Origin of the sequence: Micromonospora sp. MP36 (assembly GCF_008119785.1) — a bacterium.
Taxonomy (GTDB): Bacteria; Actinomycetota; Actinomycetes; order Mycobacteriales; family Micromonosporaceae; genus Micromonospora.
The window spans coordinates 173,985-196,188 of the sequence record NZ_VSFA01000004.1; the positions used below are offsets into that span (position 1 = coordinate 173,985).

Sequence of the window (22,204 nt, forward strand, 5' to 3'; positions counted from 1 at the left end):
CGGCCGGTCTAAGGCCGCGCCGCGACCTGAAGCCGTCGACCCGCAGACTGAGGAGAATGCCGGTGAGTGAGCCCGGCGCGGTGCCCGACGGACCGGTCCGGCCCGTCGCCGCCGCCGTCGCTCGGTACGCCGGGCTCGCCGGTGCGGTGCTGCTCACCGTCGCCGGCTGGCTGGGCGGCGCGCTGCCCGGCGGCCCGCTGCGCACCACCCTCCCCGGCCTGTGGCAGGCCAGCCACGGGCCGTGGACCCTCGGCTGCTGGTTGGTCGGCACGGCACTGCTGGTCGGCGCCTGGTGGTCGCTGCGCTGGGGCGCCCCGTCGACCCGGTGGGCGTACCTGACCGCCGGGCTCTGGGTGCTGCCGCTGCTGGCCGCGCCGCCGATGGGCAGCCGGGACGTCTACTCGTACGCCTGCCAGGGCTGGTCGTGGACGCACGGAGCCGACCCGTACCGGGTCGGGGTGGCGGCGGCCGGGTGCCCGTGGACCGACACGGTGACCCCGATCTGGCGGGCCACCCCGGCACCGTACGGGCCGTTTTTCGTGCTGCTGGCCGGCCTGGCGGTGCTGCTCGGGGGCGGCCTGGTCGGGGCGATCGTGCTGCTGCGGGTGATCGCGGTGGCCGGGGTGCTGCTGGCCGCGCTCTGCCTGCCCGGCCTGGCCCGCGCGGTGGGCGTACCGACCCGGCGGGCGGCCTGGCTGGCGCTGGCCTGCCCGCTGGTCGGGGTGCACCTGGTGGCCGGTGCGCACAACGACGCGCTCGGGCTCGGGCTGCTCCTGTTCGGCCTGCTGGTGCTGGTCCGCCGGCCCGGCAAGCCGCGGGCGCTGGTGGTGGCCGGGGTGCTGCTCGGGCTGGCCGTGTCGGTGAAGGCGGTCGCGGTGGTGGTGCTCCCGTTCGCCGCGCTCGCCGCGGTGCTGGGCCGCTACACGTGGCGCGCGCTGCTGCGCGACGCCGGCTGGCTGGCCGGCGGCGTGCTGGCGGCGCTGCTGGTCACCTCCCTGGCCGCCGGGCTGGGCCTGGGCTGGGTGGGCGGCCTCGCGCACAGCGGCGACTCGAAGCAGTGGACCTCGCCGCCGACCGCGGTGGGTTTCGTGGTCGACTACGCGGGCGGCCTGTTCGGGCAGGAGCCGCACGCGGTGCCGGTGGTCCGGACCGTCGCGCTGGCGCTGCTCGCGGTGCTGCTGGTGGCGCTCTGGTGGCGGGCGTGGATGGGGCTGCGCCAGCTCAACGACGTCCCGCAGCGGGCGGTCCGGCTGGCCGCCGCCCGGCCCCGGGTGGCGCTGCTCGGGGCGGGTCTGGCGCTGGCCGCCACGGTCCTGCTCGCCCCGGTCTTCCACCCCTGGTACGCGACCTGGCCGCTGGCGCTGCTCGCGGTGGTGACCCGGTCGCTGGCCCGGACCGTCTGGTTCGTGGCGCCCTGCGCCGTGGCCTCCTGGCTCACCCTGCCGGACGGCGCCAACCTGGCCCGGTTCACCAAGGCGCCGGGCGCGATCCTGATGACCGCCCTGATCGTGCTGCTGGCGGTCCGCGGCGTCCGCGCGCTCCGGGGCCGGCGGCCGGGCTGAGGGCGTACGCAGACGGCCGGGCCGGCCCCGCGGTCGCGGAGCCGGCCCGGCCGGTGCTGACGGAGCGTCGGTTCAGCAGTCGAAGTACATGGCGAACTCGTGCGGGGTCGGGCGCAGGCGCACCGGGTCGACCTCGTTGGCCCGCTTCCACGCCACCCAGGTGGAGATCAGGTCCGGCGTGAAGACGCCGCCGTCGAGCAGGTAGTCGTGGTCGGCCTCGAGCGCGTCGAGTACCTCCGGCAGCGAGCCCGGCACCTGCTTGACGTCGCCCCACTCCTCCGGCGGCAGGTCGTACAGGTCCTTGTCGATCGGCGCCGGCGGCTCGATCTTGTTCTTGATGCCGTCCAGGCCGGCCATCATCATCGCCGAGAAGGCCAGGTACGGGTTGCTGGACGGGTCCGGCACCCGGAACTCGACCCGCTTCGCCTTGGGGTTGCTGCCGGTGACCGGGATGCGGGTGCAGGCGGAGCGGTTGCGCTGCGAGTAGACCAGGTTGACCGGCGCCTCGAAGCCCGGCACCAGGCGGCGGTAGGAGTTGACCGTCGGGTTGGTGAAGGCCAGTAGCGACGGCGCGTGGTGCAGCAGGCCGCCGATGTACCAGCGGGCGGTGTCGGACAGGCCGGCGTAGCCGGTCTCGTCGTAGAACAGCGGCTCGCCGTTCAGCCAGAGGCTCTGGTGGGTGTGCATGCCGGAGCCGTTGTCACCGAAGAGCGGCTTCGGCATGAAGGTGGCGGTCCTGCCGTTGGCCCAGACCTCGTTCTTCACGATGTACTTGAAGAGCTGGAGCTGGTCGGCGGCGTGCAGCAGGGTGGAGAACTTGTAGTTGATCTCCGACTGGCCGGCGGTGCCCACCTCGTGGTGCGACCGCTCCACGACGAAGCCGTTGTCGACCAGGCGGCGGACGATCTTGTCGCGCAGGTCGGCGAAGTGGTCGACCGGCGGCACCGGGAAGTAACCGCCCTTGTACGCGGTCTTGTAGCCGCGGTTGCCACCCTCCTCCTCGCGGCCGCTGTTCCAGGCGCCCTCGATGGAGTCGATGTAGTAGAACGACCGGTGCGCGGAGGTCTCGTGGCGGATCGAGTCGAAGATGTAGAACTCCGCCTCGGCGCCGAAGTAGGCGGTGTCGGCGATGCCGCTGGCCGCCAGGTACGCCTCGGCCTTCTTCGCCACGTTCCGCGGGTCCCGGCTGTACGCCTCCCGGGTGAACGGGTCGTGGATGAAGAAGTTCAGCGCGAGGGTCTTCTGCGCGCGGAACGGGTCGATGAAGGCGGTCGCGACGTCCGGGAGCAGGAGCATGTCCGACTCGTGGATCGCCTGGAAGCCACGGATCGACGAACCGTCGAACGCGAGGCCGTCGGTGAAGAGCGCGTCGTCGACGGACTCGACCGGCAGGTTGAAGTGCTGCATCACGCCGGGCAGGTCACAGAAACGTACGTCGACGAACTTCACGTCCTCGTTCTTGAGGTATCGCAGGAGTTCCTCGGGATTGGCGAACACACGTCCTCCTGGCAGGTCCACTCCGGTGGCTGGCTTCTGGCGACGGTATGGCCGTGGAGTTGCCCGGCCGTGTCTCCTCTGTTTCCGCCGTGTTACGTCCCTCGCGGAGCGTCATCTCGGCCGCTCAGGTGCCGGTAGGTCTCCGTTCGGACGATACTCGCTGTAATGGTGTGCCGCTAATTGTTGGCTTTGGTCCGATTCGTCACTCCGCGCCGAACCGGCGTACCCGGGCAGTGACCGACACCCCTGGTCACCGCGCCCATCCCGGCCCGGACCCGGCACCTGGCTACCCTTGACCGCTGTGACCGATACCGCCGCCGCGCCGGTGCCGCCCGCCGCGGACCCGACCTTCACGCCCCCGAGCCTCGGCCGCCGCTTCGGCGCGCTGGTCGTCGACTGGGTGCTCTGCCTGCTGATCTCCAACCTCTTCGGGGGCCCGGTCCAGCACCCTTGGGCCCCGGTCCTGGTGCTGGTCCTGGAGTACGCCCTGTTCCTCGGCCTCTTCGCTCAGACCCCGGGCATGTACGTCACGAAGATCCGCTGCCTGGGCTGGGCCGACGGCGGCCGGATCGGGCTGCTCCGGGCCCTGCTCCGCGGCGTGCTGCTCGCCCTCGTGGTACCCGCCGTGATCATGGACGAGCACCGCCGCGGGCTGCACGACCGCCTCACCGGCTCGGTGATCGTCAACGCCCCCCGCTGATCCGGGGCCCCGACGAGAAAGGAGCCGGCCCGTGCGGGTCCGGCTCCTTCTCGCGTACGACGGGGGTCAGCGACCCCGGGTCTGGCGGAACGCGCCGCGCGGCGGCCGCATGTTCTTGGGGATCGCGCCCTTGGGCATCTGCGGGCGGGCGGTGAGCGCCTTGAGCCGCTTGTCGAGGGCGTTGACGTCCTTGGGGGAGAGGGTGCGGGGCAGCCGCATCAGGGTGGTGCGCAGCTTGCGGATCGGCAGCTCGTCCTCACCCTGGCCGATCACGTAGTCGTGCAGCGGCGCGGTGCCGATCACCTTGGCCAGCCGGCGCTTCTCCTGGCCCAGCAGGCCGCGGACGCGCTGCGGGTTGCCCTCGGCCAGCAGGATCACCCCGGGGCGGCCGAGCACCAGGTGGACCATGTCCATCTGGGTGGTGGAGCTGACGGCCGGGGTGACCCGCCAGTCGCCCCGCATGCTCTCCATGATCTGCGCCGCCGCGCCGGGCTGCCCCTCGGCGGCGCTCATCATCGCCGTGTTGGACCGCAGGTTGAGCACGATCAGCACGGCGAGCAGGGCGAACAGGATGCCGATCGGCAGCCAGAGCCAGCCGTAGAGAATGACCGCGACCACGGTGAGCGCGAGCGGGATCAGCACCGCCGCGGCGACCAGCGGCATGAACCACCGGTCCTGCTTGGCGGTGAACCGGAACACCATCCCGATCTGCTTCAGCCGCTGGCCGAACGAGACCTTCTCCTGGGGCTTTGCCATGCCGCAGAGTCTAGTGGGCCCCGCACCCGCCGTTGCTGCCCGGCCGGCTCTGGCGCGGCTGAGTACCTTACGCCGCCGTACGCCCCCTGAGGCGGCCCGGTAAGGAGGGGGCGGTGCGGAAGATCAGGCGGCGACCCCATGCCCCGGGGGCACCTTCGCGCGAAAAGTCGGTGTCGACAGCGAAACGACATCGCACGACAGGGGAAACCGAGATGTTCGGCAACGACGCAGAGCTTCTGCTCACCATCCACCGCAGCCACGCCGCCGAGCTCCAGGCCGACGCGGCCCGCGACCGGCTCGCCCGGTCGCTGCCCCGCCGCCACCCGCGCAGCTGGCTGAGCCGCCGGCACCAGGCCGCCCGTACCGTCGACGGCCGCCGGTGACCACGCTCGCCGCGCCGGCCGTCCCGGCGACCGCCCCCGGCCGGGGCGCGACCGCCACGCCCGGCCCGGCGACGTCCCCGGCCGGCCCGGTGCCGACCGCACCCGGGCCGGCCGCCACCCGGGACCCGGACGGGGGAACGCCGGGCGGCACCGGTCCGGCCGACACGGGGGCGGCCGGACCTGCGGGCAACCGCCCAGACCGGCCGGTCGGCCGGGTGGGTGTCGGCGCGCGCCGTGGCATGCTCGATGCCGTGACCGCACGCGCCACCAGCACCGTCCTCGTCGGCCGTCAGCCGGAGCTGACCGGGCTGCGCGACGCGTTCGGCCGGGCCCGGGTGGGGGAGCCCAGCACCGTCCTGGTCGGTGGCGAGGCCGGTGTGGGCAAGACCCGGCTGCTCGAGGAGTTCGGCGCCCAGGCCGGCGCCGCCGGGGCGCGGGTGCTGATCGGCCAGTGCCTGGAACTGGGCGAGGCCGGCCTGCCCTTCGCGCCGTTCGCCGCCACGCTGCGCGAGGTGCTGCGCCGCGACGGCCCGGCCGCCTTCGCCGGGTACGAGGCGGAGTTCGCCCGGCTGCTGCCCGAGCTGGCCCGGGTGCCGGCCGGCGGCGCCGCGCCCACCGGCCTGCCCGTCTCCGACACCCCGCGCGGCTACCTGTTCGACCTGGTCGCCGACCTGTTCCAGCGGATCGCCGAGGAACGGCCGCTGGTGCTGGTGATCGAGGACCTGCACTGGGCCGACCGGTCCACCCGGGACCTGATCGCCTTCCTGGTCCGGGCCGCCCGCGCCACCCGCCTGCTGCTGGTCTGCACCTTCCGCACCGACGAGCTGCACCGCGGCCACCCGCTGCGGCCGTTCCTCGCCGAGCTGGACCGGGCGCGCGGGGTGGACCGGGTCGAGGTGAGCCGACTCGACCGGGACGGCACCGCCGCCATCCTGGCCGACCTGCTCGGCACCGAGCCGCCCCCGCGGGCCGTCAACGACGTGCACCGGCGTACCCAGGGCAACCCGTTCTTCATCGAGGAGCTGGCCGCCGCCGGCGACCCGGTCGGCTGCGCGGTGCTGCCGGAGACCCTGCGCGATCTGCTGCTGGCCCGGGTGGACCGGCTGCCCGAGCCGGCCCAGCGGGTGCTGCGGATCGCCGCCGCCGGCGGCACCCGCTTCGCCCACCAGCTGCTCGCCGAGGTCGCCGGCCTGCCCGAGCCCGAGCTGGAGGACGCGCTGCGCGCCGCCGTGGCCGCCCAGCTCGTGGTGGCCGACCCGGACGGCGACTACGAGTTCCGGCACGCCCTGGTGCGCGAGGCGGTCCACGACGAACTGCTCCCCGGCGAGCACGCCCGGCTGCACGCCCGGTACGCCGCCGCGATCGAGGCGCAGCCGCACCTGGTGGCCGCCGGTCGCGCCCCGGCCGAGATCGCCCACCACTGGTACGCGGCGCACGACCACCCGCGCGCCCTGGTCACCGCCCGCGTCGCCGCCTGCGCCGCCGCCGACCGCTACGCGTACGCCGAGCAGAGCCGGCTGCTGGAACGGGTCCTCGAACTGTGGGAGCTGGTGCCCGACGCCGCCGACCGGCTCGGCATGGACCACCTGCGGGTGCTGGAGGAGACCCTCGCCGCGGCCACCACGGCCGGCGACCTCAGCCGGGCCCTCACCCTCACCCGGGCCGCGCTGGCCGAGGTGGACGCCGACGCCGAGCCGCTGCGCGCGGCCCGACTGCTCGACCAGCGTGGCCGGCTGCTGGCGCTGCTCGGCAAGAGCGACGGTGCGGCCGAGCTGGGTGAGGCGTACCGGTTGGCGGTTGGAGTGCCGGACGGGCCGGAGCGGGTGGGTCTGCTCGCCGACATCGCGGCACACCTGATGAAGGTCGATCCGGAACAGGCCGCCTCGGTGGCGGCCGAGGCAATGGCCGGTGCCGAGGCCGTCGGCGCGGATCTGGTCCTGCTGCCCACCCGGATCGCCATGCTCCGTCGCACCGACCAGACGCCCGACCTCGGGCTGGCCGAGCTGCGCCAGGCGGAGGCCCGGGCCAGGGCGACCGACAACGCGCCGGCGCTGGTCAGCGCCCTGGTCTACCTCTCCGACGTGCTGTACGAGCTGGGCAGCTACGAGGAATCGGCCGAGGTGGCCGTGGCCGGGGTGGCCGAGGCGCGCCGGGTCGGGATCAGCCGCTCCATCGGGGCCTACCTACTCTCGAACCGGGCCGAGGCGCTGATCGCCCTGGGCCGCTGGGACGAGGCCGACGCGGCCTGCGCCGAGGCGGCCCGGATCGACCCGCCCGGTGTCTCCGGGCTGCACTGGCTCCAGCTCCGCGCCGGGCTGCGGCTGGCCCGGGCTCACCCCACCGCCGACGAGCTGGTCGGGCGAGCGCTGGCCTTCCTGGCCCGGCCGTACCTCTGGCCGAGCCACCGGCTGCCGCTGCGCGAGCTGCGGATCGAGGCTGCCCTGGCGGCCGACGACAAGACCGCGGCGGTCGAGGCGAGCCGGGCGGCCCTGGCCGACGAGCGCCTGGTCGACCTGCCCCGGGAGGGGTGGCCGGTGCTCAGCGCGGTGGCCCGGGCCGCCGCGCTGGCCGGCGACGCCGCCCTGGCCGGGGAGGTGTCCACCGTGGCCGCCGCCCTGCCCGTCCGCTACCCGGCGGAACGGGCGCACGCCGCCCAGGTCACCGCGATCCTGACTGGTGCTGGTGCTGGTGCTGGTGCTGGTGCTGGTGCTGGTGCTGGTGCTGGTGCTGGCGGTGGCACGGCGGGGCTGCTGGCCTGGCGCGCGACGGTGGCGGAGTGGCGGGCGGTCGGGCAGCCGTACCCGCTGGGCCGGGCGCTGCTCGGCCTGGCCGAGGCGGCCGCCGCGGCCGGCGAGCGGGACACGGTCGCCGCCGCGGTACGCGAGGCCGGCGACATCGCCGCCCGGCTCGGCGCCACGCCGCTGGGCGAGCAGGCCGCCGTGCTGGCCCGCCGGGTCGGGCTGCGCGGCGGCGGCCGTCCCGGCCCGGAGCTGCTCACCAGCCGCGAGCAGGAGGTGCTGCGGCTGGTCGCCGAGGGGCACAGCAACAGCCGTATCGCCGAGCAGCTCTTCATCTCGCCGAAGACGGCCAGCGTCCACGTGTCCCGGATCATCGCCAAACTGCATGTGAGCAACCGGGTGGAGGCGGCCGCGCTGGCCCACCGCCTCGGCCTGCTGACCGCGAGCGCGCCCGAGCCGCGCCCGCCCAGCGCCTCCTCCTGAGCCCACCTGAGAACGGGCGCCCGCAGATTTGCGGGGCGTCCCGCGTGGGCCGAGTTCGCTATCGTGCCTTCGTCCCGGCCTCCGGTCGGCTAGCACGGGGGAGCACACCATGACACACCGTAGGGCCCGGTTCACGGCGGGTCTGGCCGGCATCCTGCTCCTCACGGCGGGATGCACCGCGTCGCCGGAGCCCACCCCGGCCGGGATGACGGCCCAGGCCAGCACTGCCGCGCCAACCCCGACGCCCGACAGCCGGGCCGAGTTGGTGGCGGCGTTGCAGCGATCGCAGGACGTCTCCCACCGGTACGCCGTGCGCGGCGACCTGCCCGAGAAGCAGAAGATCACGGGCACCGGTGCCTTCGACCCGACGGCCCGGCGGTTCCAGTCGACGATCGCGGTGACCGGCGGAAAGTACCCCTCGGCGGGCAGCCGGATCGTGATCGGCACCGACAGCTACGTACGGCCGTCCGACGACAAGAACTGGGTGCACGTCGACCTGAAGCGGGTGCGGCGGGATGATCCCTTCCTGCGCTTCGACTGGGGCGACCCGACCGGCCTGAAGGCGTTCACCTCGTCGATCACCTCGGCGTACCGGGCCGGCCCGCACACCTACACCGGCCGCTTCGATCCGCGAGAGGACGAGGCCAAGTCGTTCCTTCCGGTGGGCGCACCGAGCATCGTCTCGCTCGGCATGCCGCTGTCGCCGTTCACCATCACGACGGACGACCGGGGTTGGGTCACCTCGATCAAGGTGGAACTCACTCCCAGCGAGGGCCCGAAGCTGACCCTGACCACCACGATGAGTGGGCACGGGAAACCGCTGAAGATCAAGGCGCCGGCAAAGGCCGGGGAGGCCGCCGACTTCTACTACGACAAGTGACGGCCCGGGTCTGCTCGCAGGGCACGCAGCGTTGCCACGGAAGGTGCTGAGGAACGTCACGGGCGGGGTAGGTAAACCCGCCAGCCGGCGACGGTGACCACGTCGAGCGCGCCCGAGTCGGGGCCGAGCCGCTGGTCGAGCCGGGCGGCCAGCGGCGAGCCGACCGGCGCGACCCAGGCCGCGCCCGGATCGGCCGCCACCGCCCGGCGGTACGCGGGCAGCCGGTCGAAGCCGGGGCGCAGCTCGTCGTCGACCACCGCGCAGACCACGTCCTCGCCGGTGGCGAAGGTGAGCCGGTTGCAGGTCCAGTAGCCGCCGCGCACGTGCCGTACGCCCAGCTCGCCGAGGGTGTCGACGAGCGCGCGGTGCCGATCGGCCTCGGCGTGGACGGCCGGCACCCTGGCGATCGACCCGGCGGTGGCGACCCCCGCCGTGCCGAGGGTCGCGGCCAGCACGGCGACCGCCGCCAGGGCCGCCACCCGGACCCGCCTTCCGCCCTCCGCCGGCCCACGTTCGCCCGCCGGCTCGGCGCTGATCAACTCCACATCGGCGAGGTGGTGGTGTCCGGCCGACCCGGACACCGCCAGATCGCCGACCTGGCGTGGAAAAGGGAGCTGCCACAGCGGCCAGAGCAGGGCAGGCGTGGCGACCGCCAGGCAGGAGAGGTAGCGGGCGCTCTCCACCGGGGTCTGCCCGGCCGCGCTGCTCACCGTGTACGCGAGCAGCACCGCCGCCGCCCCGGCCAGCAGCGCCAGCCGCACCGCCGCCGACACCCACCGGTCGTCCCCGCCCGTGAGCTGGCCGGATCTTGGACACTTTCCGTCCTGTCCGAACGGTACGTGTCCAAGCTCTCCGGCCGCCCCGCCCGCAGGCGTACCAGTTCCTGCGTCGTCGGGGAGACCACCCGGTGACCGAGTGCGGAGGGTGCGCCAGGCGGCCAGTGCCGCGAGCAGCAGCAGAAGCGGGAACGCGACGGCCCACCAGAGCTGCCAGCCGGCGCAGTGGCTCGGCGAGCAGAAACCCATGCCCAGCGGCGGCCCGAGCACCAGGCCGCCGTACAGCCGCTCGCCCCAGCCCGCCGCCGCGTCCCCGCCGCCGGCGGCCAGGACCGCGGCGAGCGGGTTGCGGCCGTGCCGGAGGCTGTCCAGCAGCATCGGCGCCGCGCCGAGCAGCAGCGCGGTGACCACCACCAGCCCCGCCCGGCCGGCCAGTTCCCGCCGCCGTCGGGCCACCAGCACCGCGCCGGTCCCGAGGACGTACGGCAGCAGCAGCGGGTCGACCCAGAGCATCAGCCCGGACACCAGCCCCCAGGCCGCCCACCGGAGCAGTCGCGCCCCGGCCCGCAGCCGGCTGGGATCGGCGTCGACGGCGCGTTCGCCGGGGCCCGGGGGCGCGGCGCGGCTGGACGTCGGCCGCCCCGACCCGCCGGCGCATCGCCCCGACCCGCCGGCGCATCGCCCCGGCCCGCTGGCGCATCGCCCCGACCCGCCGGCGCATCGCCCCGAGGCGCCGGCGCACAGCCCCACGGTGAGCAGGGCGAGCGCCACCCCGGCCGGGTTCAGTTCGGGGTAGCCACCCCCGGCGATGAGCTGGTTCTTGATCACCCGGTCCGAGCCGAGCGCGAGGAAGCCGACGACCAGCAGGGCGAACCAGCGGTCCCCGCGGAGCCGGCGGGTGAGCCGCCAGGACAGGGCGAGGAAGAGCGCGTACAGCGCGAGGGTGGGCAGCCGCAGCACGAGCACCGACGGCCCGGCGAGGGCGACCAGCGGCGCGGCCAGGTACGCCTCCAGCGTCCCCATGTACGCCTGCCCGTAGAACCAGACCGGGAAGTCCTGCCCGCGGGCGATGTGCAGGGCGGCCAGCCCCATCGTCGCCTCGTCGCTGTTGGTGGGTGGGGCGTCGGCGAGCAGCAGCGCCAGCCGGTAGCCGACCCCGGCCACCCCGACGAGCAGGGCGAGCAGCACCGGCAGCCGGTGCCGCCAGGGCGTACGCGGGCAAGCGGCCTCGCGTGGCTCCTGGCGTACCCCGGCGGTCATGCCTGCGATCATGGCATCCGGGCGGCGGCCGGCGGCGGGTGACGCGGCCGGCGGCCTGGCCGGCCTCAGGGCGCGGCCGGCGACCCGGCCTGGCCTCAGCACGAGGCCAGGGCCGCAGCCGGCCTCAGCCGGCGGCGGGGACTCCCTCGCGGGCGGCGAGCGCCTGCTGGTAGAGCCGCCCGGCCCGGTACGACGAACGGACCAGCGGACCGCTCATCACGCCGGCGAAGCCGATCTCCTCGGCCTCCTCGCGCAGCTCGACGAACTCCTCCGGCTTGACCCAGCGGGTGACCGGGTGGTGCCGGGGGGAGGGGCGCAGGTACTGCGTGATGGTGATCAGCTCGCAGCCGGCCTCGTGCAGGTCGCGCAGCGCCTGGGACACCTCGGCCCGCTCCTCGCCCATGCCGAGGATCAGGTTGCTCTTGGTGACCAGGCCGGCGGCGCGAGCCTGGCGGATCACGTCGAGGGAGCGCTCGTAGCGGAACGCCGGCCGGATCCGCTTGAAGATCCGCGGCACGGTCTCCACGTTGTGCGCCAGCACCTCGGGCCGCGACCCGAAGACCTCGGCGAGCTGCTCCGGCACCGCGTTGAAGTCGGGGATCAGCAGCTCGACGCCGCACCCGGACTGAAGGGCGTGGATCTGCCGGACCGTCTCGGCGTAGAGCCAGGCGCCGCCGTCGGGCAGGTCGTCGCGAGCGACGCCGGTGATGGTCGCGTAGCGCAGGCCCATCGCGGCCACCGACTCGGCGACCCGGCGCGGCTCGTCGGCGTCGAACTCGGCCGGCTTGCCGGTGTCGATCTGGCAGAAGTCGCAGCGCCGGGTGCACTGGTCGCCACCGATGAGGAAGGTCGCCTCCCGGTCCTCCCAGCACTCGTAGATGTTGGGACAGCCGGCCTCCTGGCAGACGGTGTGCAGCCCCTCGCGCGAGACCAGCCCGCGCAGCTGGGTGTACTCCGGCCCCATCTTGGCCTTGACCTTGATCCACGGCGGCTTGCGCTCGATCGGCGTCTCGGCGTTGCGCGCCTCGATCCGCAGCATGCGCCGCCCCTCGGGGGCGACGGTTGCGGTACGCGCGGCCTGCTCAGTCGTCGGCGCGGAGTGCTCGATCGTCACAAGGCCGAGCGTACGCCCGACGGCGGTCGTCGATGGACCTCGGGCGACGGGCGTCACGCCGCAGATGTTGTGACACCGGACACCGAAGGCGGAAAAGCGTCGTCATACGGGCCGCCGAAGAGTGCTAGCCTGCCGGGCAAAGCTGCGACGGAGCCGAGTAGCGCGCCGACCCGCCAGCGCAGAGAGCCGCCGGTTGCTGGAAGGCGGTCTGGCGCCGGCGCGTGAAGACCCTCCCGAGCTGCGGGAAGAACGGCGCCTGCGCCCAGTAGAACCCGCCCGGCTGGCCCCGGTGAAAAGGCGACGAACGAGGCTCCCGCTCCGGCGGGGGCGAAGGTGTGGTGGCACCGCGAGGATCCCACTCGCCCACACCTCCCGGGGATCGCGTTGCGATTGATCGAGGAGGTAACCGCCGTGCAACGCATCCTTTCCGCCCAGCTCACCCACCATGTCGGCGAGTCCGTCCGGATCGCCGGCTGGGTGCACCGCCGCCGGCTGCTCAAGTCGGTGGCCTTCCTGATCGTGCGCGACGCCACGGGTCTCGCCCAGGTGGTGGTCACCGACCCGGCCGTGCGCGCCGCCGTCGAGAAGCTCACCGAGGAGACCGTCGTCGAGGTCGTCGGCACGGTGGCCGCGAACGCCACGGCCCCCGCCGGGGTCGAGCTCGCCGCGCCGACGGTACGGCCGCTCGGCCCGCCCGCCGTGCCGCCGCCGTTCGACCTGTACCGGCCGGTGCTCACCGCCACCCTGCCCACCCAGCTGGACCACGCGCCGACCGCGCTGCGCCACCCGACCCGCTCCGCGGCGCTGCGGATCTCGGCGGCGGCGGTGGCCGGCTTCCGGGCCGCCCTCGACGCCCGCGGCTTCGTGGAGATCCACACCCCGAAGGTGGTCGCCTCGTCCACCGAGAGCGGGGCGAACGTGTTCGCGCTGGACTGGTTCGGCCGGCCCGCCTACCTGGCCCAGTCGCCGCAGTTCTACAAGCAGCTCATGGTCGGCGTCTTCGAGCGGGTGTACGAGGTGGGCCCGGTGTTCCGGGCCGAGCCGCACGACACCGTCCGGCACCTGGCCCAGTACACCTCGCTCGACGTCGAGCTGGGCTTCGTCGCCGACCACCGGGACGTGATGGCGGTGCTGCGGGACACCCTCGCCGGGATGCTGGGGGCGGTCGCCGACCGGGCCGGCGGTGCGCTCGCCGCGCTCGGGGTGGCGGCGCCCGAGGTGCCGGCCGAGATCCCCGCCGTGCACTTCACCGAGGCGCTGGCGATCGCCGGGGCGCCGGCCGACGAGCCGGACCTCGCCCCGGCGCACGAGCGGGCGCTGGGGGAGTGGGCCCGCCGGGAGCACGGCTCGGACTTCCTCTTCGTCACCGGTTACCCGATGGCGAAGCGGCCCTTCTACACCCATCCGGACCCGGCCCGGCCGGCCTACTCCAACGGCTTCGACCTGCTGTTCCGGGGCATGGAGCTGGTCACCGGCGGGCAGCGGCTGCACCGGTACGAGGACTACCTGGCCGCCCTCGCCGCCCGGGGCGAGCCGGTCGAGCCGTACGCCGGCTACGTGGACGCGTTCCGGCACGGCATGCCGCCGCACGGCGGATTCGCGATCGGCCTGGAACGTTTCGTGGCCCGGCTGACCGGCGCGGCGAACGTCCGGGAGGTGACCGCCTTCCCCCGCGACCTGCACCGGCTCACCCCGTGAGGAAAGGATGGCCCCTTGTTAACACCCGTCTGTTAACAAGGGGCCCCTCCTGTCCAGCCGGTATGAAGGACGGACAGGCGGAGGAGCGGGATGGGTGACCACGTACGGGCGACGTTGCGGGGCGTGCTGCACGTCCGCCCGGCCCGGGGCGCCCACCGGGTCGCGCTGCGCGCCGGGATCAGCGTGCTGGTCCCGCTGCTGACGGTGCTCGCGCTCGGCCACCCCGGCTGGTCGGTGTACGCGGTCTTCGGGGCGTTCACCTCGCTGTACGGGCGAAACCACGTGCACCTGTCCCGGGCGGCGATGCAGGCGAGCGCCGGGGCGACGCTCACCGGGGCGATCGTCCTCGGGGTGCTGGTCGGGTCGCTGGAGTCGCGGGCGTGGACCGCGGTGCCGGTCACCGCGGCCGTCACGGCGCTCGGTGCGGTGCTCGCCGCCGCGCAGGACTGGCACCCGCCGGGGCCCCTGTTCCTCGTGTTCGCGTTCGGTGCGGTCGCCTCGGTCCCACACCGGGTCTCGGATGTGCCGGTCGCGGCGGCCGTGGCCGGGCTGAGCAGCCTGTTCGCGCTGCTGGTCGGGAACGTGGGCAGCCTCCTGCGGCGGCAGCGGAGCCGGCCGGTCCGGCTGGCGCACGTGTGGACGTGGGCGCCGGTGCGCTACGCCCTCGCCGTGCTGCTGGCCGGCGGCACGGCGACCGCCGTCGGGATCGGCCACCCGTACTGGGCGATGGTGGCGGCGGTCGCCCCGCTGAGCGTCCAGGGCGTCACCGCCCAGCTCGTCCGGGCCGCGCACCGGATCCTCGGCACGCTGCTCGGGCTGCTGACCAGCGCGCTGCTGCTGGCGCCGCACCTGTCCGCGTACGCCACCGTGCTCGTGGTGGCGGCGCTGCAGATCGTCACCGAGCTGCTGGTCGGCCGCAACTACGGCCTGGCGCTGCTGTTCATCACCCCGATGGCGCTGCTGATGGGGCAGCTCGCAGTGGCCCGGCCGACCGGGCAGCTGCTCTTCGACCGAGGCGTGGAGACGGCGATCGGCGCCGCCATCGGCGGCCTGATCGTGCTCGGCGAACCGTGGTTGCGCAGGCGGATCAGCCCTGCTGGGCGGTGACCCGGTCGTCCGCCTCCCGGCCCACCGGCTGCGGGGGCGCGATCGGGAGGCCGCGCTTGTGCTCGGTGGCCCGGTAGCGGGCCACCAGCGCCTCCGCCACCTCCGCCGGGACCGGCCGGCCCTCCAGGTAGTCGTCGATCTGCTCGTACGTCAGGCCGAGCGCGTCCTCGTCGAGCTTGCCCGGGGCCAGGCTCTCCAGGTCGGCGGTGGGCGCCTTGCCGACCAGTTCGGCCGGGGCGCCGAGCGCCCGGGCGAGCGCGCGGACCCGGCGCTTGGTCAGCCCGGTCAGCGGCACCACGTCCGCCGCCCCGTCGCCGTGCTTGGTGAAGAAGCCGGTGACCGCCTCGGCCGCGTGATCGGTGCCGACGACCAGGCCGCCCATCGCCCCGGCCACCGCGTACTGGGCGATCATGCGCTGCCGGGCCTTGACGTTGCCGTGCACGAAGTCCTGCTGGGCGGCGTCGGTGAAGGTGAGCCCGCCCGCCACCAGCGCGTCCAGGGCGGCGTCGCTGGCCGGCTTGACGTCGACCGTGAGCACCCGGTCGGGCCGGATGAACGCCAGCGCCGCCTGGGCGTGGTGCTCGTCGGCCTGCACCCCGTACGGCAGGCGCATCGCCACGAAGACCGCCGGGTGCCCAGCGTCGCGGGCCCGCTCGACGGCCAGCTGGCAGAGCCGCCCGGCGGTGGTGGAGTCCACCCCGCCGCTGATGCCGAGGACCAGCGCCGTCAGCCCCGTGTCGATCAGGCGGTCGGCGAGGAAGACGACGCGTCGCTCGATCTCCGCGGCGGCGTCGAAGCCCGACGCCACCTGGAGTTCGTCGGCGATGCGCTGCTGGGTCGGCATCAGGTCGGTCAACGGGGTCCTTTCCAGGTCAAGCGGGGCGAGTTCAGGCGGGGGCCGAGTTCAGGCGGGGCCGAGGAGGTCCCAGGGGTTGCCCTCCAGGTCGCGGAAGACCGCGACCCGGCCGTAGGGCTCGGTGCGGGGCGGCTTGACGAACTCCACCTTCGCCTCGCGCATCCGACGGTAGGTGGCGTCGAAGTCGTCGACCTGGAGGAAGAAGCCGACCCGACCGGCGGTCTGGTCGCCGACCACGGCTTCCTGCCGCTCGCCGTCGGCGCGGGCCAGCAGCAGCCCGGTCCCGCCGCCGGGCGGGCGGACCACCACCCAGCGCTTCGGCCGGCCGTCGTTGGTCAGCGACGGCTTGTCCTCGACCAGCTCGAAGCCGAGCACCTCGGTGAAGAAGATGATCGCCGGGTCGTACTCCGCGACGACCAGGGTGACGAGATCGATCCGCACCCGGTCAGCCCTCGACCCGGACCAGGGTCGGCAGGTGGCGCTCGACCACCGGGAGCATGTCGGCGACGGTGACCGGGCGGCCCAGCTCTGCGGTGAGCGAGGTGGTCCCGGCGTCCCGGATGCCGCAGGGCACGATTCGGTCGTAGTACGTCAGGTCGCAGTCGCAGTTGATCGAGAAGCCGTGCAGGGTCACGCCCCGGGCCACCCGGATGCCGATCGCGGCCACCTTGCGGGCCGGGCCACGGTCGTCCTCGGGCACCCAGACGCCGCTGCGCCCCTCGACCCGGCCGGCGGTCAGCCCGAACTCGGCGCAGACGTCGATCAGCATCTGCTCGGTGCGCCGGACGTACGCCACCACGTCCACCGGGTCGGGCAGCTTGATGATCGGGTAGCCGACCAGCTGCCCCGGCCCGTGCCAGGTGATCTTGCCGCCGCGGTCCACGTCGATCACCGGGGTGCCGTCCATCGGCCGGTCCCACGGCTCGGTCCGCTTGCCCGCGGTGTAGACGCTGGGGTGCTCCAGCAGCAGCACGGTGTCGCCCTGCTCGCCGGCCACCACGGCCTCGTGCAGCCGGCGCTGCTCGTCCCAGGCGGCCTGGTAGTCGAGCACACCGGCACGGACGGGGGTCAGCCCGGAAGTTGTCACGCTCACCCGCCCAGCCTAATCCCGACACCCTTCGGTGAGCGCCGTGACGCTCGTCGCGTCAGGCCGGCGGGACCCGCCACACCCAGACGTCGTCCACCCGCTGCGGCGGGCCGAGCAGGGCGGTGGCGGTGCGGCGTACCGCCTCCTCGTCGACGTCGTACTTGGCGCCGTGCACCCGGTCGACCATGATCACCGTCTCGACGTGCCAGTAGCGCAGGTCGGCCTGGGACTGCCGGATGCTGCCCTCGGTGATGATCGGCACGAGCCCGGTCCGCCCGGCCTGGTCCATCAGCGAGTCGAAGGTGCGCGGCACCGGCCCGATCCGTCCCCGGCCGCCGGGCCCGCCGGGGCCGAGGAAGAAGCCGGCCGGGATGCGGAACTCGCCCTGCCCGTGCGCCAGGGCGTACGCCTGCCAGCGCTGGCCGTCCGGGGTGACGTCGATGGTCAGCGGCAGCGGGGTGAGCACCCCGCCGGGGGAGACGTACCGCTGCCAGGTGCCGCTGGTGATGAAGCTCGGGACCGGCTCCCGCACGCTGGTCAGCAGCGGGGTGGGCAGCAGCGGCACCAGCGCGACGGCGAAGCCGAGCGCCCAGGCCGCCGACGTGGCGCGGTGCCGGGCCGGCCGGGCGCGGAGCCGGTCGACCGTGTACGCCAGCAGCAGCCCGATCACCGGCGCGACCACCAGTGCCAGCCGGGAGGGCAGCGCCGCGTTGATCACCGGCAGGTTGTCCAGCACCCCGAACGGGAGGAGTTGACCGGTCCGGTGGCCGTTCCACTTGGCCGTCGGCCCCCAGGAGAGCACCGCGAAGACCACCGCGGTGACGCCGAGCGCGGTGAGGGTGGCCCGGAACGTCCGGGCGGCGCGCCGCCAGAGAAAGGCGAAGCAGGCGACCGCGAGCAGCAGCAGCGGGATGCCGAAGAACGAGTTCTCCTCGGTGGGGTTTGGCGCCAGCGAGGTGCCCAGGCCGGCCCAGCCGGCCAGGGACCGGCGCGGGTACGACCCGTACGCGGCGATGTCCTCGGAGTGGATGAGCGGGTCGAAGCCGGTGCCGTGGAAGCGCTGCGGCCCGGCGAAGTGCAGCCACAGCGGGTACGCCAGCAGCGCCCCGGCCACCAGCGCGGTCACCCCGAGCCCGGCCGCGAAGCGGGGCAGCGCGGCGCGGGCCTCGGCCCGGCGGGCCGGGTGCAGCGCCCACACCAGCAGGAAGAGGGCGAGGGCCAGGGCGGTGAAGAAGAGCCCCTCGGCGGCGATCGAGAAGGCGACCGCCACCAGCAGGCCGAGCACGATCCCGCCGCGGACCGCCCGGCCGGGGCGGCGGAGCCGGAACACGCCCCAGACCAGCAGCGGCACCAGCCACCCGGCGGTCCAGTTCAGGTGCGCGTTGGCGTGCGACACCATCGCCGGGCAGTAGGCGATGAAGAGCGCGCCCACGGCGGCGGCCAGCTGGCTGCCCACCAGGTGCCGGCTGAGCAGCCAGTACCAGGCCACCCCGGTGGCGGCGAGGTTGAGGGTGAGGATCACCAGGAACGTCGCGGGCGGTCCGATCAGGTAGGTCAGCGGCGCGAAGAGCACCGCGTACACGGTGATCGAGGTGTTGACCGCGAGGTTGACCCCGTCGGGGACGTTGATCAGGTCGGTGAAGAACGGGTTCTCCCCGTGGGTGACGGTGTGCCCGCCGAAGGCCAGCAGCCACTCGAAGAGTGCCTGGTCGCTGGAGTTGACGGTGATGGCCCGGGTGTTCGGGTCCCGCCACATGCCGCTGGTCACCCAGAACGCCAGGGCCACCGCGGCGAGCACCACGACCAGGTCGGCGCGCCAGGTCCGGGTGGCGGGCGCGGGCGACCGGTCGGTGACCGGGGACGGGGAGGTCGGCACGCAGCGGACGTTACCAACCGGATCTGGACACGCCGGTCAGACACGAAACCTCGGGACCGCTTCCGCCGTCCCCGGCGGCACACTTCGATCTCGGTGAATGTGTGAGCGGTGGCCATGTCGGGCCGGGAAACCCGGACGTAGCGTCTCGGCAACTTCAGCGTGACTCAGTTCACAATCCGCCGTCGGGAGGTCGCCGTGCGCCGCTCCTCATCCATCCTCACCCGCCTCGCCGGGGCGGCGGCCGGGATCGTGCTGGCCGCCGCGGCAGCGCTCACCGCCGCCCTCCCCGCCCAGGCCGCCACGCTCACCCAGGTCACCGGCTTCGGCTCCAACCCGGGCAACCTCGCCATGTACGCGTACCGCCCGGACGGCCTGCCGGCCAACGCGCCGGCCGTGGTGCTGCTGCACGGCTGCACCCAGAACGCCGGCTACTTCGCCAACTCCGGCTGGCAGAAGTACGCCGACCTGTGGAAGTTCGCGCTGATCGTGCCGCAGCAGCCGTCCGCCAACAACTCCAGTACCTGCTTCAACTGGTTCGAGACCGGGGACACCGCGCGCGGCCAGGGCGAGGCCCTGTCGATCAAGCAGATGGTCGACTACGCGAAGGCGAACTACGGCACCGACGCCGCCCGGGTGTACGTGAGCGGCCTGTCCGCCGGCGGGGCGATGAGCGGGGTCATGCTCGCCACCTACCCGGACGTCTTCGCCGCCGGCTCCGTGATCGCCGGCCTGCCCTACCGCTGCGCCACCAGCAGCACCAGCGCGTACTCCTGCATGAACCCGGGCGTCGACAAGACCCCGGCCCAGTGGGGTGACCTGGTCCGCAACGCCTACCCCGGATACGCCGGGAAGCGGCCGCGGGTGGCGATCTGGCACGGGACCGGCGACTACACGGTCGCGGTGGCGAACGCCGTCGAGTCCCGGGACCAGTGGACCAACGTGCTCGGGGTGTCGCAGACCCCGACCAGCACCGCCACCCTGCCCGCCGACACCAACCTGGAGGTGTACGGCAGCGACCAGGTCCGGCTCTACCGGGTCTCCGGGATGGGCCACGGCACGCCGGTCGACCCGGGGTCGGCCACCGACCAGTGCGGGACCGCCGCCGCGTACTTCCTGGACACCATCTGCTCGACGTACCGGGACGCGCTCTTCTTCGGCCTCGACGGCGGGGTGACGCCCAGCCCGACACCGACGGCGTCCCCGTCGCCCACCCCGACGGCGTCGCCGGTCTGCGTCACCGCGAGCAACTACGCGCACGTGAGCGCCGGCCGGGCGTACCAGTCCGGCGGCTACGCGTACGCCCTGGGCAGCAACCAGCGGATGGGCCTCTACAACACCTTCTACACGACCACCCTCAAGCAGACCGGCCCCAACTACTGGGTCATCGGCTGCTGACCTGAGTGCCCACCCCCGTGCCGCTGCCCTCGCCGGCTCACTCGGTGAGGGCGGCGTGCAGGGCGGCGGGCAGGTGGGGGTGCGTCCAGGTGAAGCCGGCCCGGGGGAGGACGGCGGGCAGCACCCGGGCGCTGGTGAGGGCCTCGTGGGCGAAGCCGCCCAGGGCGATCTTCAGGGCCAGCGCGGGGACCGGCATGATCGCCGGCCGGTGCAGCTGGCGGGCCAGCTCCCGGGCGAAATCGGCGTTGGTGACCGGGTTGGGGCCCACCACGTTGACCGGGCCGGCGACGTCGTCGCGGGCCAGCAGGAAGGCCACCGCGTCCAGCCAGTCCTGCAGCGAGATCCAGGGCAGCCACTGCCGGCCGCTGCCCAGCTTCCCGCCGACGCCGAGCCGGAACGGCAGCAGTTGCGGTTTGAGCATGCCGCCGTCGCGGTGCAGCGGCAGGCCGGTGCGCAGCCGCACCACCCGTACGCCGGCGTCCTCGGCCGGCCGGGTCGCGGCCTCCCAGACCCGACAGACGTCGGCCAGGAAGCCCTCGCCGGCGGGGGAGTCCTCCTCCACCACCCGGTCGCCGGTGTTGCCGTACCAGCCGACCGCCGACGCGTTCAGCATTGTCGCGGGCCGGTCGGCGGCGGCCAGGCCGGCGATGGTGATGGCCAGCGTGGTGGTGGTGTCCACCCGGCTGGACCGGATCAGCCGCTTGTAGTCCTCGTTCCAGCGCTTGTCGCCCACCCCGGCGCCGGCCAGGTTGACCACCGCGTCGGCGGCGGCGACCACCGTCGGGTCGAGTTGCGCGGCGGACGGATCCCACTGCCGCTCGTCCGGCCTGCGCGGCGGGCGGCGGACCAGGCGGGTGATCTGGTGTCCGTCCGCCGTCAGCCGGTCGACCAGTCGGGTGCCGAGGAAGCCGGACACCCCGGCCATGAGGATCCGCATGCTCATATCTTCGGCTACGGACCCGGCGCCGGATGCGTTGAGCGAGATGCGTCACTCGCCGGTCCCGCCGCCCGCAGTCAGCGTGCGGCGGCCGCCGTGCGCAGGTCGGCCAGGTGCCGCTCCACCTCGGCGAACGCGTCGGCGGGCAGCGGGCCGAGCGCCAGCGTCGCGAAGTTCTCCTCCGCCTGGGCCACCGTCCGGCAACCCGGAATGGGCACCGTCCGCGGGCTGCGGGCCAGCAACCAGCCCAGCGCGCCCTGGGCGAGGGTACGGCCGTCTGCGGTCAGCGCCTCCCGGATCTGCGCGACCCGGGCGGACCACACCGGCGCCGGGCGGCCGTCGGTGAACCAGACCAGCCACTCCGGGGCCACCCCGCGCACGTCGTCCCGGCCCACGGCCCGAGTGGAGCCGGTGAGCAGACCCATCGCGAGCGGGCCCCGGTTGAGGCTGGCCAGGTCGAGCGCGTCGCAGACCGCCAGCATGTCGGGGTTGTCGTGGAGCACCGACTCGTCGTGCTGAATTGCGGCGCAGTGCGGTCCCGCCTCGGCGAAGGCTTCGGCCGACGACGGGTTGTCGGTGCTCCAGCCGTACGCCCGGATCTTGCCCTGGGTGACCAGGCCCTCCAGGGTGTCGATCAGGTCGAGCGCGGCGGACGCCGGCAGGTCGTTGATGTGCAACTGGTAGAGGTCGACGTGGTCGGTGCCGAGCCGGCGCAGTGACTCGTCCAGGCTGGCCACCGCGTGCGCCGGGCTGGCGTCGGTGCCGGTCCACCGCCGAGTGGTCTCGTCGGAGCGGTTGCCGAACTTGGTGGCGATCACGGCGCGGTCGCGCCGTCCGGCGAGGGCGCGGCCGAGGATCCGCTCGCTGTGGCCGGCCCCGTAGTTGCTGGCCGTGTCGAAGAGGGTCACGCCCAGGTCGAGCGCCCGGTGGATGGTGCGGACCGACTCGTCGTCGTCGACCTCGCCCCAGCCGAACGGCTGCCCGCCGTCGCCCCACAGTGGCCCGCCGATCGCCCAGCACCCCATGCCGACCGCGCTGACCTCGATCCCGCTGCGGCCGAGTGTCCGTGTCATCGTCATGCGGTCCAGTGTTCGACTTC

General features: G+C 74.1%; 18 protein-coding genes. 8 read left to right on the plus strand and 10 right to left on the minus strand.

Translation table 11 applies throughout. The features are described from left to right. Positions 1–56 precede the first annotated feature (56 nt). A complete protein-coding gene (gene mptB, locus FXF52_RS07250; protein WP_148794672.1) occupies positions 57–1,562 on the plus strand; it encodes a polyprenol phosphomannose-dependent alpha 1,6 mannosyltransferase MptB in 1,506 nt (501 codons plus the stop codon). A gap of 72 nt (positions 1,563–1,634) precedes the next feature. Here the strand turns inward: mptB and glnA are convergent, their stop codons facing one another. Then, positions 1,635–3,059 (minus strand): type I glutamate--ammonia ligase, encoded by a 1,425-nt coding sequence (gene glnA / locus FXF52_RS07255; protein ID WP_148794674.1) that lies wholly within the window; start codon positions 3,057–3,059, stop codon positions 1,635–1,637. 301 nt (positions 3,060–3,360) lie between these two features. On the opposite strand from glnA, the gene FXF52_RS07260 reads away from it, so the two are divergent. Then, positions 3,361–3,759 (plus strand): RDD family protein, encoded by a 399-nt coding sequence (locus FXF52_RS07260; protein ID WP_187413365.1) that lies wholly within the window; start codon positions 3,361–3,363, stop codon positions 3,757–3,759. A 66-nt stretch (positions 3,760–3,825) separates the two neighbouring features. On the opposite strand, the gene FXF52_RS07265 is transcribed toward FXF52_RS07260, so the two are convergent. Then, complete coding sequence (locus tag FXF52_RS07265) at positions 3,826–4,515, minus strand: DUF4191 domain-containing protein (protein ID WP_148794678.1); 690 nt, start codon at positions 4,513–4,515, stop codon at positions 3,826–3,828. 212 nt (positions 4,516–4,727) lie between these two features. Between FXF52_RS07265 and FXF52_RS41530 the strand changes: the two genes are divergently transcribed. The 3 genes from FXF52_RS41530 (at position 4,728) to FXF52_RS07275 (ending at position 8,999) form a co-directional block, all read left to right on the plus strand. Further along, entirely contained in the window at positions 4,728–4,898 is a 171-nt protein-coding gene (locus FXF52_RS41530; protein WP_187413366.1) for a hypothetical protein, read from the plus strand. Positions 4,899–5,137: 239 nt separating this feature from the next. Next, positions 5,138–8,119, plus strand: coding sequence for a helix-turn-helix transcriptional regulator (locus FXF52_RS07270; protein ID WP_148794819.1), 2,982 nt, complete (start codon positions 5,138–5,140; stop codon positions 8,117–8,119). Between the two features lie 109 nt (positions 8,120–8,228). Next, positions 8,229–8,999, plus strand: coding sequence for a hypothetical protein (locus tag FXF52_RS07275; RefSeq protein ID WP_148794680.1), 771 nt, complete (start codon positions 8,229–8,231; stop codon positions 8,997–8,999). Between the two features lie 56 nt (positions 9,000–9,055). Here FXF52_RS07275 and FXF52_RS42890 read toward each other — a convergent pair whose 3' ends face one another. Both FXF52_RS42890 and lipA read right to left on the minus strand, forming a co-directional pair. Further along, a complete protein-coding gene (locus FXF52_RS42890; protein WP_255471784.1) occupies positions 9,056–11,035 on the minus strand; it encodes a DUF423 domain-containing protein in 1,980 nt (659 codons plus the stop codon). Between the two features lie 124 nt (positions 11,036–11,159). After that, complete coding sequence (gene lipA / locus FXF52_RS07290; RefSeq protein ID WP_187413367.1) at positions 11,160–12,206, minus strand: lipoyl synthase; 1,047 nt, start codon at positions 12,204–12,206, stop codon at positions 11,160–11,162. 354 nt (positions 12,207–12,560) lie between these two features. Here lipA and aspS point away from each other — a divergent pair, with 354 nt between their 5' ends. Next, a complete protein-coding gene (gene aspS, locus FXF52_RS07295) occupies positions 12,561–13,847 on the plus strand; it encodes an aspartate--tRNA(Asn) ligase (RefSeq protein ID WP_148794684.1) in 1,287 nt (428 codons plus the stop codon). Positions 13,848–13,937: 90 nt separating this feature from the next. Beyond that, positions 13,938–14,954 carry an FUSC family protein gene (locus tag FXF52_RS07300; protein ID WP_148794686.1) on the plus strand — a complete coding sequence of 339 codons (1,017 nt, stop codon included), beginning with the start codon at positions 13,938–13,940 and terminating at the stop codon, positions 14,952–14,954. Here FXF52_RS07300 and nadE read toward each other — a convergent pair. The 4 genes from nadE to FXF52_RS07320 are packed head-to-tail and all read right to left on the minus strand — an operon-like array spanning position 14,935 to position 18,773. Continuing rightward, positions 14,935–15,810 carry an ammonia-dependent NAD(+) synthetase gene (gene nadE / locus FXF52_RS07305; protein WP_305069342.1) on the minus strand — a complete coding sequence of 292 codons (876 nt, stop codon included), beginning with the start codon at positions 15,808–15,810 and terminating at the stop codon, positions 14,935–14,937. The two genes, FXF52_RS07300 and nadE, sit on opposite strands and share 20 nt — an antisense overlap. Before the next feature lie 48 nt (positions 15,811–15,858). Beyond that, entirely contained in the window at positions 15,859–16,251 is a 393-nt protein-coding gene (locus FXF52_RS07310) for a VOC family protein (RefSeq protein ID WP_148794688.1), read from the minus strand. Between the two features lie 4 nt (positions 16,252–16,255). Further along, positions 16,256–16,903, minus strand: a complete 648-nt coding sequence (gene lipB / locus FXF52_RS07315) for a lipoyl(octanoyl) transferase LipB (protein ID WP_148794690.1) — start codon at positions 16,901–16,903, stop codon at positions 16,256–16,258. Between the two features lie 52 nt (positions 16,904–16,955). Then, positions 16,956–18,773, minus strand: a complete 1,818-nt coding sequence (locus FXF52_RS07320) for a DUF2079 domain-containing protein (RefSeq protein WP_148794692.1) — start codon at positions 18,771–18,773, stop codon at positions 16,956–16,958. 195 nt (positions 18,774–18,968) lie between these two features. Between FXF52_RS07320 and FXF52_RS07325 the strand changes: the two genes are divergently transcribed. Continuing rightward, a complete protein-coding gene (locus FXF52_RS07325) occupies positions 18,969–20,168 on the plus strand; it encodes a PHB depolymerase family esterase (protein WP_148794693.1) in 1,200 nt (399 codons plus the stop codon). A gap of 37 nt (positions 20,169–20,205) precedes the next feature. Here FXF52_RS07325 and FXF52_RS07330 read toward each other — a convergent pair whose 3' ends face one another. Both FXF52_RS07330 and FXF52_RS07335 read right to left on the minus strand, forming a co-directional pair. Further along, positions 20,206–21,105, minus strand: coding sequence for a TIGR01777 family oxidoreductase (locus tag FXF52_RS07330; protein ID WP_148794695.1), 900 nt, complete (start codon positions 21,103–21,105; stop codon positions 20,206–20,208). A 77-nt stretch (positions 21,106–21,182) separates the two neighbouring features. Next, on the minus strand, positions 21,183–22,184 hold the full coding sequence (locus tag FXF52_RS07335) for an aldo/keto reductase (protein ID WP_148794697.1): 1,002 nt from the start codon (positions 22,182–22,184) through the stop codon (positions 21,183–21,185). Positions 22,185–22,204 lie beyond the last annotated feature (20 nt).

Excerpts from the sequence above, each read along its gene's own strand:
- FXF52_RS07265 (WP_148794678.1), bottom strand. The coding sequence starts at position 4,515 with ATGGCAAAGCCCCAGGAGAAGGTCTCGTTCGGCCAGCGGCTGAAGCAG.
- FXF52_RS41530 (WP_187413366.1), top strand. The coding sequence starts at position 4,728 with ATGTTCGGCAACGACGCAGAGCTTCTGCTCACCATCCACCGCAGCCAC.
- FXF52_RS42890 (WP_255471784.1), bottom strand. The coding sequence starts at position 11,035 with ATGACCGCCGGGGTACGCCAGGAGCCACGCGAGGCCGCTTGCCCGCGT.
- FXF52_RS07300 (WP_148794686.1), top strand. The coding sequence starts at position 13,938 with ATGGGTGACCACGTACGGGCGACGTTGCGGGGCGTGCTGCACGTCCGC.
- FXF52_RS07275 (WP_148794680.1), top strand. The coding sequence starts at position 8,229 with ATGACACACCGTAGGGCCCGGTTCACGGCGGGTCTGGCCGGCATCCTG.
- FXF52_RS07330 (WP_148794695.1), bottom strand. The coding sequence starts at position 21,105 with ATGCGGATCCTCATGGCCGGGGTGTCCGGCTTCCTCGGCACCCGACTG.
- mptB (WP_148794672.1), top strand. The coding sequence starts at position 57 with ATGCCGGTGAGTGAGCCCGGCGCGGTGCCCGACGGACCGGTCCGGCCC.
- FXF52_RS07335 (WP_148794697.1), bottom strand. The coding sequence starts at position 22,184 with ATGACGATGACACGGACACTCGGCCGCAGCGGGATCGAGGTCAGCGCG.
- FXF52_RS07270 (WP_148794819.1), top strand. The coding sequence starts at position 5,138 with ATGCTCGATGCCGTGACCGCACGCGCCACCAGCACCGTCCTCGTCGGC.